The 16,483-nt window shown below is 61.1% G+C and carries 11 protein-coding genes and 2 pseudogenes; 8 read left to right on the top strand and 5 right to left on the bottom strand.

What is annotated here, in order from left to right; all coding sequences use genetic code 11:
• Nucleotides 1–18: 18 nt before the first annotated feature.
• The 3 genes from GFM02_RS31550 to GFM02_RS31540 all read left to right on the top strand — a co-directional run bounded on the left by GFM02_RS31550 (nucleotide 19) and on the right by GFM02_RS31540 (nucleotide 3,212).
• Nucleotides 19–1,305 carry an ABC transporter substrate-binding protein gene (locus GFM02_RS31550; RefSeq protein ID WP_020047929.1) on the top strand — a complete coding sequence of 429 codons (1,287 nt, stop codon included), beginning with the start codon at nucleotides 19–21 and terminating at the stop codon, nucleotides 1,303–1,305.
• Between the two features lie 150 nt (nucleotides 1,306–1,455).
• Nucleotides 1,456–2,397 (top strand): carbohydrate ABC transporter permease, encoded by a 942-nt coding sequence (locus tag GFM02_RS31545; protein WP_026264731.1) that lies wholly within the window; start codon nucleotides 1,456–1,458, stop codon nucleotides 2,395–2,397.
• Nucleotides 2,394–3,212, top strand: coding sequence for a carbohydrate ABC transporter permease (locus GFM02_RS31540; RefSeq protein WP_168323852.1), 819 nt, complete (start codon nucleotides 2,394–2,396; stop codon nucleotides 3,210–3,212). Before GFM02_RS31545 ends, GFM02_RS31540 begins: the two co-directional genes overlap by 4 nt.
• 13 nt (nucleotides 3,213–3,225) lie before the next feature.
• Here GFM02_RS31540 and GFM02_RS31535 read toward each other — a convergent pair whose 3' ends face one another.
• On the bottom strand, nucleotides 3,226–4,374 hold the full coding sequence (locus GFM02_RS31535) for an ABC transporter ATP-binding protein (protein WP_168323851.1): 1,149 nt from the start codon (nucleotides 4,372–4,374) through the stop codon (nucleotides 3,226–3,228).
• Nucleotides 4,375–4,420: 46 nt separating this feature from the next.
• On the bottom strand, nucleotides 4,421–5,206 hold the full coding sequence (locus tag GFM02_RS31530) for an SDR family NAD(P)-dependent oxidoreductase (RefSeq protein ID WP_168323850.1): 786 nt from the start codon (nucleotides 5,204–5,206) through the stop codon (nucleotides 4,421–4,423).
• A gap of 164 nt (nucleotides 5,207–5,370) precedes the next feature.
• On the opposite strand from GFM02_RS31530, the gene GFM02_RS31525 reads away from it, so the two are divergent.
• The 4 genes from GFM02_RS31525 to GFM02_RS31510 all read left to right on the top strand — a co-directional run bounded on the left by GFM02_RS31525 (nucleotide 5,371) and on the right by GFM02_RS31510 (nucleotide 10,222).
• Nucleotides 5,371–6,222, top strand: a complete 852-nt coding sequence (locus GFM02_RS31525) for a DeoR/GlpR family DNA-binding transcription regulator (protein ID WP_168323849.1) — start codon at nucleotides 5,371–5,373, stop codon at nucleotides 6,220–6,222.
• Nucleotides 6,223–6,292: 70 nt separating this feature from the next.
• Nucleotides 6,293–7,093 (top strand): BtpA/SgcQ family protein, encoded by an 801-nt coding sequence (locus GFM02_RS31520; protein WP_168269417.1) that lies wholly within the window; start codon nucleotides 6,293–6,295, stop codon nucleotides 7,091–7,093.
• A 15-nt stretch (nucleotides 7,094–7,108) separates the two neighbouring features.
• The gene (locus GFM02_RS31515; RefSeq protein WP_168323848.1) at nucleotides 7,109–8,590 is read left to right on the top strand and encodes an FGGY-family carbohydrate kinase; all 1,482 of its coding nucleotides are present in this window, start codon (nucleotides 7,109–7,111) and stop codon (nucleotides 8,588–8,590) included.
• Between the two features lie 72 nt (nucleotides 8,591–8,662).
• Nucleotides 8,663–10,222, top strand: a complete 1,560-nt coding sequence (locus GFM02_RS31510; RefSeq protein ID WP_168323880.1) for a gamma-glutamyltransferase family protein — start codon at nucleotides 8,663–8,665, stop codon at nucleotides 10,220–10,222.
• A gap of 437 nt (nucleotides 10,223–10,659) precedes the next feature.
• Here GFM02_RS31510 and GFM02_RS31505 read toward each other — a convergent pair.
• Nucleotides 10,660–12,620 (bottom strand): annotated as a pseudogene (locus GFM02_RS31505) (elongation factor G).
• A 170-nt stretch (nucleotides 12,621–12,790) separates the two neighbouring features.
• On the opposite strand from GFM02_RS31505, the pseudogene GFM02_RS31500 reads away from it, so the two are divergent.
• Nucleotides 12,791–13,024, top strand: a pseudogene (locus GFM02_RS31500) (hypothetical protein); the annotation flags it as partial.
• Nucleotides 13,025–13,189: 165 nt separating this feature from the next.
• On the opposite strand, the gene GFM02_RS31495 reads toward GFM02_RS31500, so the two are convergent.
• Both GFM02_RS31495 and GFM02_RS31490 read right to left on the bottom strand, forming a co-directional pair.
• A complete protein-coding gene (locus GFM02_RS31495) occupies nucleotides 13,190–14,371 on the bottom strand; it encodes a Fic family protein (RefSeq protein ID WP_168269424.1) in 1,182 nt (393 codons plus the stop codon).
• A gap of 563 nt (nucleotides 14,372–14,934) precedes the next feature.
• Nucleotides 14,935–16,365, bottom strand: a complete 1,431-nt coding sequence (locus GFM02_RS31490; protein WP_168323847.1) for a pyridoxal phosphate-dependent decarboxylase family protein — start codon at nucleotides 16,363–16,365, stop codon at nucleotides 14,935–14,937.
• Nucleotides 16,366–16,483 lie beyond the last annotated feature (118 nt).

Here is a 16,483-nt window from a genome sequence, read left to right as displayed (position 1 = left end):
CAAAAAAGGGGAGCAAATATGAAATCGCTCAACAGTCTCACACGGAAATTGGCGATCGCGGGCCTCGTCTCGGTCGCATTTGTGGGCTCCGCCATCGGCGCCGACAAAAAATATGAGGGCATCACGCTCACGCTTGCCTCGCAGAACGACCAATTCGCCGCTGTTCTGGCTGCCATCGCCCCTAAGTTCACCGAGGAGACCGGCGCCACCGTCAAGGTCGACATTCTCGATTACGGTTCGCTGCTGACCAAGACCACGACCGATTTCGTCGGCGGCACCGGCGGCTACGACCTGGTGACGATGGATATCGTCTGGGCGGGCCAATATGCCGAAAACAAATACACCGTCGATCTGACCGAGTGGATGCAGCGCGACGCCGCCGAACTGAAGCTCGACGACATCTATCCGACGCTTCTCAACGCGCTTGGCCACTGGGGAGACAAGCAGGTCGCCTTTCCCTTTGCCGGTTATGCCAACGTGCTTGCCTATCGCAAGGATCTCTTCGACGCCGCCGGCCTGAAGGCGCCGACGACGATGGAGGAAATGGTCGAGGCCGCCTACAAACTGACCGACCCCAGCAAGAAGATCTACGGATTCGTCGCCAACGGCCAGAAGGGCCCGGCGGTCGCCCAGGATTGGATGCAGTACAATACCGAGATGGGCGGCTCGATCCTCGGCTCCGACGGCAAGCCGGCGCTGAATTCCGAAGCCAATATCAAGAGCCTGATCGTCTATAAGGACCTCTTCATGAAAGCGGCACCTCCCGGCGCCGTCAATTATGACTGGGGCGGACGCGAGGAAAGCTTCCGCCAGGGCATTGCCGCGACCATGCAGACATGGTCGGTCGGCGCGCCCGGCTATTATGATCCTTCGATTTCCAAGATCGTCGACAAGGTGGCGATCACGACGGCGCCCCGCGGCGCCGGTCTGCCGAAGGTCTATGGGATCGGCGGCTGGGGCATGGCGATCAACGCCGGCATCAAGGACACGCAGAAGGAAGCCGCCTGGGCCTTCATCAAGTGGCTGGTCAGTCCGCCGGTGCACAAGGAATTCAACATGATGGGCGCCGGCAGCTTCCTGCGCAAGAGCGAGATGACCGATCCCGATCTGCTCAAGAAGTTCCCCTTCCTGCCCGTCATCGCCGAAACCTTCGAGCATGGTGACGGCGAATATCGTCCGCGCATCCCGCAATATCCGGAGATTCAGGACCTGCTCGGCACCGCCGTCAACGACGTGCTGGTCGGCAATGCCGATCCCAAGAAGGCGCTCGACGCCGCTCAGGAAGCCGCTGCAAAGCTCTTCTAAGAACAAAACGGTTCTCCCCGGGGCCGCGGCCTATGTCGCGGCCCTGTCATTTCGAGACCATTGATCCGATGCGCCTCGGGCTTCATGATCGAGTGAGCCCCGGGCTCGATCCCGGTAGCGCGCATCGAACCGGAACCCGATGGACATGACGTGACCCTATCCCTCACTTCCGCGCTGAAGCCCTCCCCGGCCTTGAGCGTTTCCTATCTGGAGCGCAGGCGGCTGTTCTTCATCCTGATGACACTGCCGGCCGTCATCTACGTGCTCGTCATCGGCGTCTGGCCGCTGGCGCAGGGCATCTGGTTCAGCCTCTACGAATATAATTTGCTGAAGCCTGCGCGGACACATTTCGTCGGCCTCGGCAACTATATCGACCTTCTCTCCGACCCGGTGACGCGCGGGGCCTTCGTCAATACCGTCATCTTCACGGTCGGCGCCGTGACTGTCGAACTGCTGCTCGGCTTTGCCATTGCGCTGGCGCTCTGGCGCGATGACCGCTTTAACCGGATCTGCCTGGCGCTGATCCTGATACCGGTGACGATCACGCCGCTGGTGGTCGGACTGATCTTCCGGGCGCTGCTGCTCGCCGATTACGGGCTCATCGGCTATTACCTCGCCGAGTTCGGGCTTTCCGATCCGCGTGGGCTTTTTGCCAATCCGAGTTCGGCTCTGGCGACCCTTATTTTCGTGGACATATGGGAATGGACGCCGCTGGTGGCGCTAATCCTGCTTGCTGGCCTGAAAGCGCTGCCGGGTGATATTCTCGAGGCATCGGAAGTGGATGGGGCAACGGCGCTGCAGCGGCTGAGAATCATCGTCATTCCACTGATGTTGCCTTCCATCCTGCTGGCGCTGACGCTGCGCACCATCGATGCTTTCCGCATCTTCGACAGCGTTTATGTGACGACGGGCGGCGGGCCGGGCAATGCGACCAACACGCTGATGCTGCATGCGGTGAAGCAGGGTCTGGAATTCTTCAATATCGGCCGCGCCTCGGCGATCTCCAACCTGACCCTGATCTGCATCGCCGTAATCGCGGCAGGCTTCATCCTGTTGATCCGCAAGGCGGACAGAAAGGCGAACGGGCGATGAGCACACGCACCTTGAGCCGCATCGGCGAGCGCGCCTTCATCCTTGTCATGCTCGGCTTTTTCCTGCTGCCCTTCCTGTGGCTGGCATCGACCGCCTACAAGCCGTCGCGCGACATCTTCTCGATCCCACCAAAACTGACTTTTACACCGACCCTCGAGCAGTTCGCGACGGTCTTCCACCTGTTCGACGTCTGGAGCCTCGTATCGTCGAGCCTGCTGATCGCCGGCGGTTCGGTGATCCTGTCGCTGCTTCTCGGCGTACCGGCGGGCTATGCGCTGGCACGCTCGACCAGCCGCTATGCCATTGCCGTTGCCTATTTCTTCATGGCAATCCGCATGGTGCCGGCGGTGGCGGCGCTGATCCCCTTCTATCTGATGATGCGCGATGTCGGGCTGCTCGGCAGCTGGGTCGCCGTCGTGCTCATCAACGCGATGCTGAATTCGGCCTTCGTCACCTGGATGATGTTTTCCTATTTCCGCAGCCTGCCGAAGGAGCTGGAAGAGGCGGCGCTAACGGATGGGTGTACGCTGTTCGGCTCCTTCCGGCGCGTGGCGCTGCCGGCGGTGCGCTCAGGCGTCGTCGCCTCCACGCTGTTCTGCCTGATGTTTTCCTGGAACGACTTCCTCTACCCGATGTTCCTCACCCGGCTCGATTCCAAGCCGATCTCGGTGGCGCTGCTTTCAGCCTATGGCACGAAGGACATCACCTGGGGCACGCTCGGCGCACTGGCGCATTTTTCGACGATCCCGATCGTACTGATCGTGCTCTTCCTCAACCGTTATTTCGTGCAAGGCCTGACAAAAGGCATTCACTAAAGAGACGATGCGCTCAAGCGCCGATCGCCGCTTCGGTCGCGGCATCGAAGACGTGGACGCGGGCGGGGTCGGCGGCAAGCGACAGGCGCTCGCCGATCTTGACGCGGCGGGTAGCGTCAATGATGACGCGCAGGCGCGGGGCGGACAGCGCCACATCGTCCTCTTCGGCCGAAAGCGACTTCAACCGGTCGGCAGCTTCGACATCGACATGAACGAGCAGGTTGGCGCCGAGATCCTCGACGAACGCAACGGCTCCAGTGAGACCGCCTGCGTCGACCGGCTGGAATGCTTCCGGTCGGATGCCGAGCAAAACGGCACGCCCGGCGGCGGAGGCAATGCGCGGCCGCTCGGCGAGCACCTCGCCCGAGAAAAGGATGGAGGCCTGACCGAAGCGGGCCTCTGGGCCGTTCTCCGTCGCGAACAGATCGGCCGCCAGCAGGTTCATCGCCGGCGAGCCCATGAAGCTCGCGACGAACAGATTGGCCGGCTGATCATAGAGGCTGCGCGGCGTGCCGAGCTGCTGCAGGACGCCGCTTTTCATGACGGCGACGCGATCGCCCATGGTCATGGCTTCGACCTGATCGTGGGTGACATAGACCGTAGTAATGCCCGACATCTTCTGCATGCGGGCGATTTCGGCGCGCATCTGGCCACGCAGGCGAGCATCGAGGTTGGAAAGCGGCTCGTCCATCAGGAAGGCCTGAGGGCTGCGGGCGAGCGCCCTGCCCATGGCGACGCGCTGGCGCTGGCCGCCGGAGAGTTGGGCGGGCTTGCGGGCGAGATAGTCCTCGAGCTCCAGGAGCTTTGCCGTCTCCTGCACCTTGCGGGCGATGTCGGCCTTGTCGAGGCCGCGGACGCGAAGGCCGAAGCCGATATTCTCGGCCACCGTCAGATGTGGGTAAAGCGCGTAGGACTGGAAGACCATGGCAATATCGCGATCACGCGGGGCAAGGTCGTTGACGATGGCGCCGTTGATCGTCAGGCGGCCATCGGTGATCTCCTCGAGGCCGGCGATCATACGCAACGCCGTCGACTTGCCGCAGCCGGAGGGGCCGACGAGAACCAGGAATTCGCCGTCGCGGATGGTCATGTCCAGGTTGCGGATCGCCGCATAGCCATCGCCGTAGCTCTTGCTGATCTGGTCGAAGACGATTTCAGCCATGCTCTTTCCTTGCTGAACGGGAGGCCTGCTGCAGGTCCTGGACGGGTCAGGTCGTGTAGACGCCGCCGGTGACGTTGACGCCCTGCCCGGTCATGAAGCGGGCCGAATTCGAGCAGAGGAAAACGACGACATCGGCCACGTCTTCAGGCGTTTCCAACCGGCCGAGCGGCGTCTGGGCGATATAGTCCGCAACGACGCGTTCGGGCGTGACGCCGCGCAGGCTCGCCTCCCAGGCGATCTCGCGCTCCTGCATGCCGGTCTTGACGAAACCGGGGCAGACGGCGTTGACGCGAACGCCTGAAGCTGCGAGCTCGCGGGCGAGCGCCTGCGTCCAGCCGAGCACGGCAAACTTGCTGGCGGAATAATGAGCCAGCAACGGTGCGCCGATCTTTGCGGCAAGCGAGGCGGTGTTGACGATGACGCCGGTGCCGGTGCTCGTAAAGCGCCGGGCGGCAATCTGGTTGCTCAGGAAGATGCCGCGAATGTTGACGTCGAAATTATAGTCCCACTCCTCGTCGGTCAGTTCCAGCGCATGCTGCATCGTGGAGACACCAGCATTGGCGCAGAGGATCTCGTAACCGCCTGTCCTCTCGACCACCTCGGAAAAGGTCGCCTCGACGGAGGTGCGCTTGCGAACGTCGATCGCATAGGCAGTGGCGCCGTTGCCGATCTCGGCCGCCGTCTGTTCGGCGGCGGCCAGGTTGATGTCGCAGATCGCCACCTGGATCGACTGGCGGGAGAGCGCGGTCGCGATCGCGCGCCCTATCCCCGTCGCCCCGCCGGTTACGATCGCACGCTTGCCGGATAGTTCTGGAAAGCTCGGAGACTGCATGTTCGCCCTCATCGACTGGAAACATCAACGATCATATAACAACAAAATCATACACAACAAGAAAAATTTATGTTTGAATTTGTTCGAATCATTCGATACATAGGGAGCAACAATCAGACAATCGTAGCCACGAGTTGCGACGGCGGGAGGACGGGAACGGTATCATGGACGCGGAACAGCAGATGGTCGCCGCAGCGGAAAAACCGAAGGTTCTGGCCCAGGTGCGGCATGCGCGCATCCTGGAGACACTGGCCCGCAAAGGCGCGGTCTCCGTCAGCGATGTCGCCTCCCAGCTTGCCGTTTCCGAAATGACCGTCCGCCGCGACCTGATCGAACTCGAAAAGGATGGCAGGCTGGTGCGCACCCATGGCGGCGCGGTGCGCAGCGGCAAGGCCTTCGAGCCGATCGCCAACGAGGCTGTCGACCGCGAGGAGCCGACTTTCGAATCCCGGCTGACGCGCAATGCCGCCGCGAAGCGGACCATCGCGATGGCGGCGGCAGGCGTTGCCGCCGGAGCACGCACCCTGGCACTCGACGTCGGCACCACGACCTATCTGCTGTCCGGCCTGCTGCTCAACCAGCCGCATACGAAGATCTTCACCAACGGCGTGCGCAACGCCATGCAACTCGGCACCGGCTTTGGCGAGGTCTACCTGCCTGGCGGGCGCATCCGTGGCGAGGAAATGGCGATTAGCAGCCAATCGGCCGTTTCGCAATTCAAGGAACTCTGGTTCGACATCGCCTTCGTTGGCGTGTCCGGGATTACGGCGCAGGGAATTTACGACTATTCCTTCGAGGACACCGACATGAAGCGGGTCTATCTGCGCCGCGCCACGCAGAAGGTGGTGCTTTGCGATTCCACCAAGTTCAAGCGTATGTCGCTGGTGCATATCGCGCCGCTGCAGCAATTCGACATGCTGATCACCGATGCCATGCCGCCGGCCGATCTTGCCGATGCGCTCGCCGCCGCTGGGGTCGATGTGCGCATCGCGCCCGAGAAGCAGCCGCTGTTTTGATTTGCCCTTTCCCGCATCCGTCCCCCGGCGGATGACTGTTCCACTCGATTTCGCTTCAGGGAGTTCCCGCATGGTCTTCGACTTTTTTGGCGTCAAGAAGAAGGCGGTCATCGCGATGGCGCATATCGGAGCCCTGCCCGGCTCGCCCGCCTATGACGCCGCCGCCGGTGTGAACAAGCTCGTCGACGACGTGCTTTCCGACATCGAGAAGCTGCAGGCGGGCGGCGTCGACGCCATCATGTTCGGCAACGAGAACGACCGGCCCTACGTCTTCCAGGCGCCGCCGGAAGGGCTGGCGGCGATGACCGCGATCGTCGAGCGGGTGAAACCGCAACTGACCGTACCGTTCGGGGTCAACTATCTCTGGGATCCCTCGGCAAGCGTTGCTATCGGCGCAGTGACGGGCGCGAGCTTCGTTCGCGAGATCTTCACCGGCGTCTTTGCCTCCGACATGGGCATCTGGCAGCCGGATTGCGCCAAGGCAGCACGGCTGCGACATAGCCTCGGCCGCGACGACATGAAGATGCTCTTCAACATCAACGCGGAATTTGCCCATTCGCTGGACCAGCGATCGATTGAACTCAGGGCGAAGAGTGCCGTGTTCTCGTCGCTCGCCGATGCCATCCTGGTGTCGGGACCGCTGACCGGACAGGCGGTCGATCAATCGGACCTCAGGCGTGTCTGCGAGACGGTCAGGGATGTCCCTGTCTTTGCCAATACCGGCGTCAACAAGGACAATGTGCGCGACATATTGAGCGTTGCCAGCGGCGTCATCATCGGCACGCATTTCAAGGTGGACGGCAATACCTGGAACCCGGTCGACGGCGACCGGGTCAAGCGCTTCATGGAGATCGTCGAGGCGCTGCGCTAAGTGAAGGGAGCCGCCATGTCCATCACGCTTGGTCTCGATATCGGCACCACCTCCACCATCGGCATCCTGATCGAACTGCCGAACCGCGTGCTCGGGCTCACCTCACGGCCGTCGACGCTTCAGTCGCCGCAGCACGGCTGGGCCGAGGAAGACCCGGCGGAATGGTGGGCGAATGTCTGTGAGATCACCAGAGAACTGATTGCAACGACCGGGATCGAGGCCGGGCAAATCTCGGCCGTCGGCGTTACCGGCATGCTGCCGACCGTCGTGTTGCTCGATGACGCCGGCTACGTGCTGAGGCCGAGCATCCAGCAGAGCGACGGGCGCTGCGGTGAGCAGGTCGAGGAACTTAGGGCCGAGTGGAATGAGGCGGATTTTCTCGCGAAGGCGGGAAACGGCATCAACCAGCAGCTGGTGACGGCGAAGCTGCGCTGGATCGCCCGGCATGAGCCCGCTGTTTTCGAGCGCATTGCCACAGTCATGGGGTCCTATGATTTCATCAACTGGAAACTGACCGGAGAAAAGGCGATCGAGCAGAACTGGGCGCTGGAAGCTGGCTTCGTCGATATCAACACCGACAGGCTCGACGACGAACTGATCGAGCTTGCGAGGGTCCGGCGGGACGCTATTCCCAGGAAGGCCGCTTCGCATGAGGTGCTTGGCCATGTGACCGATGAGGCGTCCAAGGCGACGGGGCTCGCACCCGGAACGCCTGTTATCGGCGGAGCAGCCGACATGATCGCCTCGGCCTTCGGCGCGGGGATCAACAAGGCGGGCGACGTGCTGCTGAAATTCGGGGGTGCCGTCGACATCCTGACGGCAACGGATGTCGTGCGGCCCGATCCGCGCATGTTTCTCGATTATCATCTGGTTCCGGGGCTCTATATGCCGAACGGCTGCATGTCGACCGGCGGCTCGGGGCTCAACTGGTTCATCAGCACCTTCGCCGGACGCGAGCAGATCGCGGCAAAGACGGAGGGAATTTCCGTGCACCACTATCTCGATCGGCTAGCGGCGGCATGCGCGCCCGGCGCGGACGGGCTGACGATCCTGCCTTACTTCCTCGGCGAGAAGACGCCGATCCATGATGCCGGTGCGCGCGGCCTGATTGACGGGCTGACTCTGTCGCATCATGTCGGCCATCTCTGGCGGGCGATGCTGGAAGCCTACGCCTATGCGCTGCGCCATCATATCGACGTGCTGAACGACATCGGCCATCCGACGACGCGTTTCATCGTTTCCGACGGGGGATCGCAGAGCCGTATCTGGATGCAGATCGTTTCCGACGTGCTGCAGCAGCCACTGCAAGGTCTCACCGGCCATCCCGGCTCCTGCCTCGGTGTCGCCTGGGCCGCGGCGATCGGTGCGGGGTTGACCAAGGATTGGTCCGGTGTGACCGCCTTTGTCGGCCAAGGTGACAGAATCGCCCCCGACCCCGACAATGCAGCGGTTTATGATCGGGGTTATCGGACCTATCGTGCGCTTTACAGGCCATAGATCCAGCGAGATTTGAGCGTGACGACACCGACAGAACGGGATTCCATGAGACAGGCAGCCGGGCGCGGCGGCATGATAACAAGCCCGCATGCGCTGGCGAGCGAGGCAGGCGCGGCGATCCTGCGAGCCGGCGGCAATGCGCTGGAAGCTGCGATCGCCATCGGCAGCACCATTGCCGTAGTCTACCCGCATTTCTGCGGTCTTGGCGGCGATTCCGTCTGGATCGTTGCTGATCGCAGCGGGCGGAAGACATGTTTTCTTGGCATCGGACAGGCGGCGCGGAAATTGCCGGATTTCGACGGCAGCATTCCGCTGCGCGGGCCGCTTTCGGCGCTGACCTCGGCCTGCGCCGTCGATGCATGGCGGCACGCGCATGACTATTCCGCGCGGCACTGGGGCGGAAAGATCGATTTTTCCGTCTTGCTGGCCAATGCGATCCGCCACGCGGAAGACGGCTTTCCTATTACGCGCTCGCAGAGCTTCTGGCTTGCCTTCCGGCAAGAGGAGGCGGCCGGCTGGCCGGGTTTTGCCGCGCTCTTCATGCCGGATGGCGCGGCGCCGGAAACAGGCAGCCTGTTTCGACAGGAGAATTTGGCGCGGTCGCTGTCGCTGATTGCCCGCAACGGACCGCGCTCCTTCTACGAGGGCGAACTCGGCACGAGGATTGCTGCGGGCCTGCAGGCCGCGGGCTCTCCGCTGACCAGCGACGATCTTAAGACAACCCGAACGCGCGAAGTGCCACCCGTCAGTCTCTCGTATCGCGGCTTCGAGCTGCTTGCGCCGCCGCCGCCGACACAGGGTCTGTCGACACTGGCGATCATGGGCATTCTCGCCCATTTCGATCTTGCCAGCCAAACGGCCGGCAGCGCCAACCATCTGCATCTCTGCGTCGAAGCCGTCAAACGCGCCTTCCTAGACCGCGGCGGCATTGCCGATCCCGATCTCGTGCCGCAGCCGGTGGAGGAATGGCTGAGCGCGCAGCATCTTGCGCAGGCGGCAGCCTCCATTGATCCAGCACGAGCGCTTGAATGGCCGGCGCCCTTTCGCAGCGGCGACACCGTGTTCTTTGCCGCAACCGACGCAGAGGGCGGCAGCGTCAGCGTCTTGCAGAGCACCTATTTCGACTGGGGCAGCGGCGTGGTGGTCGGCGATACGGGTATTCTCTGGCAGAACCGCGGGGCGGCCTTTTCGTCCGACCCCAAACATGTCAATGCCATCGCACCCGGCAAACGGCCTTTCTATACTTTGAATCCCGGCCTCGGCCTGCGCAACGGCAAGCCCGCCCTGCTCTACGGCACGCAGGGCGCCGACGGCCAGCCGCAGACGCTGGCGATGCTGCTGACCCGGCTGATCGACTTCGACGAGGAACCAGCAGCCGCGCTGGCCGGTCCACGCTTTCTTCTCGGCAAGACCTTTTCCGACAGTCGTGACACCCTGAAGCTGGAAAGCGACGCCGGCGAAGCGGTGCTTGCCGAACTGGCCGCACGAGGCCACGTGCTGTCACCGATCGAGGCGCAGAGCCCGCTTGCAGGGCAGGCAGGTGTGATCGCTATCGACGAGGACGGCATGGCGACCGGCGCGCATGATCCACGTGGCGACGGACTGGCGATCGGGATCTCTTCGGGGGCATGAGTTCGGCGAGAGGCGTTCAAACGCAAGGAAGCCGGAAAAGGCTAATAATTGATCAGACGGACCGCTGATGACACTTCCCGAGCATCGTGCTCCCAGCAGATCGGCGACGTTCTCCGCACTGGGTATCATTCCGCTATGGATTCGAAAGTCGCCGAGGATTCCAGTGGGAGGCCTTAGCGCTTCAGGGGGAATGGACCGCTGGGGGATATCCAGGTACTTGCGGGCGATCTTCGCGAGAGACGCCGGTGGTCACTGGATATAGACGGTCCGAATATGCTGTCGGCCACCGCCGTTGTGATCTCGGCACTATCGACCTCGCTCATCCCCGAAGCAAACCCCAACCGCGGGCCTGTGCTACTACAACTGCAAACGTTCCAGGCACGTAAGGGCGGGCGTGAGCCCGGCTCTGCGAACGAGCATGAAGTGGCGCGAACGTTTCAGTGTGCGGTGCCTGGTTTGTCTTTTGCCCTCACAACGGTGTCCGCTTCCTTGCCGTATAGTTCCTCGAAGTGATCGAAGGTTTTGGAAAAATAACCAATGCCCTGCGTCGCCGAGCGCAGCGCCCGCGCCAGATCGTTAAGTGCGCCACCCGGAACGAGCGCCCGGAAGATATCCCATCCCTTGGCGGTTTCATCACGGTCGAAGCCGAGAACCTGACCGTTGAGAGCGGAGACGATCTGGACAAGGCTGCCTGAATAGACCGCCGGGATGTGGAACTCGCCGCGGAAGACCGGCTGCATCAAGACGGTCGATCCTTCGGAAAGCGCCTGTCGCACCCCCATTTTCGACGCTGTCCGGAAGGCGTGTTCCGAACTGTCGACAGTATGGTGCTGACCATCTAACAGCGTTACGCCGACATCGATGACTTCGAAGCCTAGCGGTCCTTTCTCCATCGCTTCGCGCGCGCCCGCTTCGACGGCAGGGATGTAATTGCGCGGAACGGCGCCGCCTTTGATGGTTTCGCCAAAGGTGAAGCCCTGGCCGCGCTCGTTGGGTGAATGCTCAACTTCACATCCGCGAATTGCCCGGCACCGCCGGTCTGTTTGCGATGCCGGTAGTGAACCTCGGACGGCTTCGCGATTGTCTCGCGGTAGATCGGGCTGGGCATTCGCTCGGTTACGTCGATGTGGAAGACGTCGGACAGGGTTCGGCAGAGATCGCGCAGATGTACCGGGCCCTGGGCGCGGATGAGCTGGGCGCCGGTGCCTTCCTCCTGCAAAACGACAAGACCGCGATCTGTCTCGGAAAGTTTTGCCAGCGTTTCGGAGAGCTTGTTTTCATCGCGTTCGCTGCCCGGGACCAGGATCCTTTCAAGCATCGGCGTAGGTGGCTCGGTCCATTCGGGCGAGGCGACCGGCGCGTGTGATGTCAACAGCGACGGGACGGGCAAGTGGTCGGACTTGACTGTTGCGAAGACATCCCCCGGTGCAGGCACGATCGCCGAGTTGGACCGTCCGTTTGCGGGATCCTGCACGGCGCCGAGGCTGGAGCCGCCCAGTAATGCGCCTTGCCGCAGTCCCTCACCAAACGCACGCACCAGCACCGTCTTGCCGATATTCTGACGATGATAGGCATGGAAGCTCACAGCGATCAGCTTGTTTTCATCGACATTGCCCGCACGAGCCAGGCGCTGTCGAAGAACCCCTACCGGCGGCGCCTCGTGGCGCAGCGCCTTCATCAGCCTCATCATGCCGTTACCGTGACTTGCGGCACCGATCAGGACCGGAATAATTCTATTTTCCCTGAGAACCCGCGATGAAATGGCATAGAGGGCGTCGCTGGGCGGCTCGCGATCTTCGACCAGTTCCTCGAGAAGCCAGTCATCGAATTCGGACAGGTGTTCCAGGAGCTCGCTGCGCGCTTCGTGCTCGCGCTCGGCGGCGCTTTCGGGGATTGCGATCAGCGCCGAAGTCTGGCCTTCCCGGTATCGCCACGCCCGTTCCGAAATCAGATCGCAACTGCCAATGATCCTATCCCCCTCGCGGATCGGGATCTGGCGAAGCAAAAGCGCGTGGTTGGCGTAGTCTTGAAGCGCGGCGATCACGTCCCTCAATCGCCCTCTCGGTTCGTCCATCCGGTTGACGAAGAGGATGCACGGCGTCTCCGAGGCCGCGATTACGCGCAGATAGGGCGCTGCGAGCACAGCCTCCTCGGGTGCCGATGAAACGCACAGGATGCAGGCGTCGCTGGCAAGAAGCGCGTGCTGTGCATGCGCCAACGCTTCGTTGGGTCCTGGCGCATCCAGCGCACACCACGCCTCGTTTGCGAAGGTGAATTCTGTGAGGTTCAATCCATAAGGGGAGCTGGATTTTCTCGGCGTCCCCTCCAGGGAGCCGAGCTTTTCCACGACGGTTGATTTTCCGGTCTGCGAGGGTCCAAGTACGGTAAAGCAGCGCATCGGCCTTCCTCCAACTGCCATAAACACGACTTTCAGCCATCATAAGATGCCCTGAACCGCCGCAAGGCGCCAGAGGTGTTCAGTGTCACAACGCTTGACCTGGACTTGCATTTGAGACTGATCCATTCAGTGGCTGAGAACGCATTGACGAATTTGCGATATCGACGTCTATGCGCGACGAACCACTGCCATTGTTTGCAGCCGCGGCCGAACGGGCGATCGCCAGGCAGCAGGAGCCGGAGGTCGCACTTCGGCAGATGACGGACGGGCATAACCTCATCGAGGACTATAGCCATACCGGGCTGACATTGCGGCAGCATCCGATCGCCTTCCTGGGCAAGGATTTGTCAGTGCGCAACATCACCACCTGCGCCGAGGCCATGAATTCGAGGGACGGGCGATGGTGAACCGCCCCCAAACGTTGGACCAGCGGAGCAAGAGTTTTCCGGCTTTTCTCAGTGACAGGTCATAACACCTATGTCGTGGGCAGGGGTTAAAGGTTGATCCGAATCGTGCGACTTGAGCGCCTTGATGGGACTCGAACCGCAGACCGGTGAATTAGTTGGTTTTCAAACTGCTGCGGGAAGAGGATCGGTGCCTTCACTAAGGATCGCGAGATACCGTCTATAGCTGAAAACGCGACCACGCTTGCGGCCGGTCACCTCCTCAACTATGCCGAACCGCTCCAGGTCGGTGAGTGCCGCATTGACGGTAGGGGGCGATAGACCCGTCTTTTGAACAAGCTGATTTGCCGTCAGGAACGGATTTTGCTGAAAAAGATCATGGATGCGAAGCGCTGAACCGGCTCGGTCGCTTTCAGTTGTGATGCGCTCGCGGTCTTCCTTGAACACCTCGACGATCCGAGTGGCGGCGTCAAACGCCTGGTTGGCGGTGTCGGCGACGCCAGTGAGGAAGAAGTCGAGCCAACCTTCCCAACTGCCGTGTTCGCGGACCTCCTGGAGCAGTCGATAGTATTCCGTCCGATGGGTCTTCAGGTAAAGACTTAGATACAGTAGCGGCTTACGCAGAACCCCATTCATGCAAAGGTAGAGCGTGACTAACAGGCGGCCGATACGACCGTTGCCATCCAGGAATGGATGGATCGTTTCGAACTGAACGTGCAGAAGGCCGGCCTTGATTAGTGCAGGCAGCCGCGACCGATCTTCATGCATGAAACGTTCGAGCGCATCCAAGCAGGTGTCCATCTCCGTGACAGGCGGCGGCACGAAGAGTGCATTGCCGGGTCGTGTTCCCCCGATCCAATTCTGCGAGCGCCGGAATTCGCCGGGATTCTTGGTACCGCCGCGCCCACTTTGCAGCAATCGCGCATGCATTTCACGGATCAGGCGCAGAGACATTGGCAGAGCTTCCAGTCGCTCCAGACCATACATCATGGCGTCGACGTAGTTCGAAACTTCGCGGATATCGTCGACAGGTTGTCCCGCCTTCGCTTCCGTCTCAAAACGCAGAAGATCGGAGAGCGTCGACTGTGTTCCTTCGATCTGTGAAGAAAGAACAGCTTCCTTCCTGACATACATGTAAAGAAAGAGCTCCTGACGAGGGAGAAGCATCGTGATACCATCTAGCCGTCCGAGAGCTCGCTCTGCCAAGCTAAGACGCTCCAGAAGTGAAAGCACATCAATGGCAGGCATAGGCGGCAATGGCGGAGGTACGAATGCCCGCACGGTTTCGCCAGCAACGGCTGTTTCGACAAAGCGGCCGAACCGCTGATTTAGTTCGGAATCAGACATGGGCTGATTATGATTTTCAGCTGCTATTTAAGCAAGCGGGCCTTCGCTTAAATAACGAAGCAGCTAAGGTAAGCGCTCTTAAATAAGCGTAGGTACGCCCCAGTCGAGCGCCTTGAAAGAATACGACCCGCAGACCTGATCATCGGTTCGAGTTGGATAACCGTTATTTATGGAACTGAAATAGGTGGCCGGAAATTAATCCAGCATCCGCCTATCGCCAGCATCTGCTGACGTGGGCTCGTCTCCGGAGATGAAAAGTCGGCTGCTTGGCGCCCCCCACCGGCGGCGATAGGCGCCTGGAGTGCGATACAACTTCCCCAATGGCTCTCCAGATAAACAAGATCCGTTCGGTGTCTTAAACGAGCGCAGCTGGGTGAAGCGACGGGTTGATCGCGGCCTAGGATCGGAAAAATTGCGGCCGAACACGAAGAACCTCGCGGAAGCATCCGCGAGCGCCACCGGGAGGCCGACGCTCACCCCGCCCGTCAGCTAGACCCGTCGAGGTCGTGATTCATCAAGAGCGCGTTCGCCGGAGACTGTGGCAACACCCCCTCTCCAGCCGTTCACGAAAATTCCGGGACGAGCGAGGCAGCCGCTTCCTGTATTGCCCGCCAGACCATTTCTATATCGCTCGCTGCCGTCGCTATTGTACCGATCGAGACGCGGACCATCCAATGCCCTGCCGCCGTTGCCGGCGTGATATAGGCCTGGCCTGACGTATTGACCGCATGCGCCCAGGCGCAAGTGAAATCATCGAGACGGTCGGGCGGAACAGCCTTCGGCCGATAAACAATACAGACGGTCTGCAGAACGACGGGGGCGATGACCTCCCAATCAGGGGCGGCTTCCACTTTCGACCGAAGATCCTGAGCCAGGCTAATGTCTCGCCGCAACCTGGCTTGCAACCCGGACACGCCCTGTTCGCGTATGGCGAACCAGAGTTTCAAAGCCCTGAACCTTCGTCCCAGAGGAATGCCGGCGTTGCGTAGGTTACGCACTTTTTCGTCGGCACTCGATTGAAGGAAGCTCGGATCGGCAGACATCACCCGAAGCAGATGAGGCTCGTCTCGAACGAAATAGAGCGAGCAATCAAATGGGACGCCCAGCCATTTGTGCGCGTTTATTACCACGCTGTCTGCGTCCTCGATACCGTCCCACATCCAACGCAACTCCGGCAGGATCATCGCGTTACCGGCCATGGCGGCATCGACGTGCAGCCACAAGCCGTGTCTGCGCGCGATGTCAGCGATGTTGGACAGTGGATCGATCGACACGGTAGCGGTCCCACCGACGGCGGCTACGATCGCACAGGGAGTGGAACCGGATTGGATGTCCGCGACGATGGCATGCTCGAGTGCCTCAGGACGCATCGCGAAATTGCGGTCGGTATCCACCATGCGGACATTCTCACGACCGAATCCCGCCAGCAGTGCCGCTTTTTCCACCGATGAATGGGCGCTCGCCGACGTGTAGATTGTGAGTGGCCGGTGTTCAGCCTGCAGGCCGCGCCCGGCAAGAGAAAATCTCGTCGTTTTCTCCCGCGCGCACAGCAAAGCAACCAATGTGCTCGTCGACGCAGTGTCGTTGATAACTCCGAACCACGCCGATGACAGGCCGACCATTTGCCTGAACCAATCTACCGCGACTTCCTCAATTTCAGTCACGGCGGGAGATGACTGCCAGGACAGGCCGAGCACGCCAAGTCCGCTACTTACGAGGTCACCCAAGATACCAGAGCCTAGCGAGTTCGAGGGGAAGTAGCCAAAGAACCGTGGGTGTTGCCAATGCGAGATGTTCGGGAGAACGACCTTGTCTAGATCAGCGATGATCTGGTCAAAACCCTCAGCTTCTACCGGCGGTACGGCAGGAAGCATCGCTTTGACATCACCCGGCTGTGTCGCAGGTTGAACCGGATAGTCAGATATCTTCGCATGATAGTCCGCGAGCCAGTCAATGATTTCATGACCTCTCTGTCGGAATTCTTCGGGCGTCATGTAGATCTCCTGCTTGTGCTTAAAAATTCGTCGTATAATTGCGAGCTTTCGAAAATGTATCTCACGCGACTCCGTGTGTTCATTGCCTTGGAAGTTCCAGTATCAGTCGTGCTCAGGT

The organism is Rhizobium leguminosarum bv. viciae, from assembly GCF_012276115.1.
Classification (GTDB): Bacteria; Pseudomonadota; Alphaproteobacteria; order Rhizobiales; family Rhizobiaceae; genus Rhizobium; species Rhizobium leguminosarum_T.
The sequence above is the reverse complement of the archived record's forward strand: the minus strand, read 5'-3'. Positions and strand labels throughout refer to the sequence as shown.

Excerpts from the sequence above, each read along its gene's own strand:
- GFM02_RS31550 (WP_020047929.1), top strand. The coding sequence starts at position 19 with ATGAAATCGCTCAACAGTCTCACACGGAAATTGGCGATCGCGGGCCTC.
- GFM02_RS31540 (WP_168323852.1), top strand. The coding sequence starts at position 2,394 with ATGAGCACACGCACCTTGAGCCGCATCGGCGAGCGCGCCTTCATCCTT.
- GFM02_RS31535 (WP_168323851.1), bottom strand. The coding sequence starts at position 4,374 with ATGGCTGAAATCGTCTTCGACCAGATCAGCAAGAGCTACGGCGATGGC.
- GFM02_RS31530 (WP_168323850.1), bottom strand. The coding sequence starts at position 5,206 with ATGCAGTCTCCGAGCTTTCCAGAACTATCCGGCAAGCGTGCGATCGTA.
- GFM02_RS31525 (WP_168323849.1), top strand. The coding sequence starts at position 5,371 with ATGGACGCGGAACAGCAGATGGTCGCCGCAGCGGAAAAACCGAAGGTT.
- GFM02_RS31520 (WP_168269417.1), top strand. The coding sequence starts at position 6,293 with ATGGTCTTCGACTTTTTTGGCGTCAAGAAGAAGGCGGTCATCGCGATG.
- GFM02_RS31515 (WP_168323848.1), top strand. The coding sequence starts at position 7,109 with ATGTCCATCACGCTTGGTCTCGATATCGGCACCACCTCCACCATCGGC.
- GFM02_RS31510 (WP_168323880.1), top strand. The coding sequence starts at position 8,663 with ATGATAACAAGCCCGCATGCGCTGGCGAGCGAGGCAGGCGCGGCGATC.
- GFM02_RS31495 (WP_168269424.1), bottom strand. The coding sequence starts at position 14,371 with ATGTCTGATTCCGAACTAAATCAGCGGTTCGGCCGCTTTGTCGAAACA.
- GFM02_RS31490 (WP_168323847.1), bottom strand. The coding sequence starts at position 16,365 with ATGACGCCCGAAGAATTCCGACAGAGAGGTCATGAAATCATTGACTGG.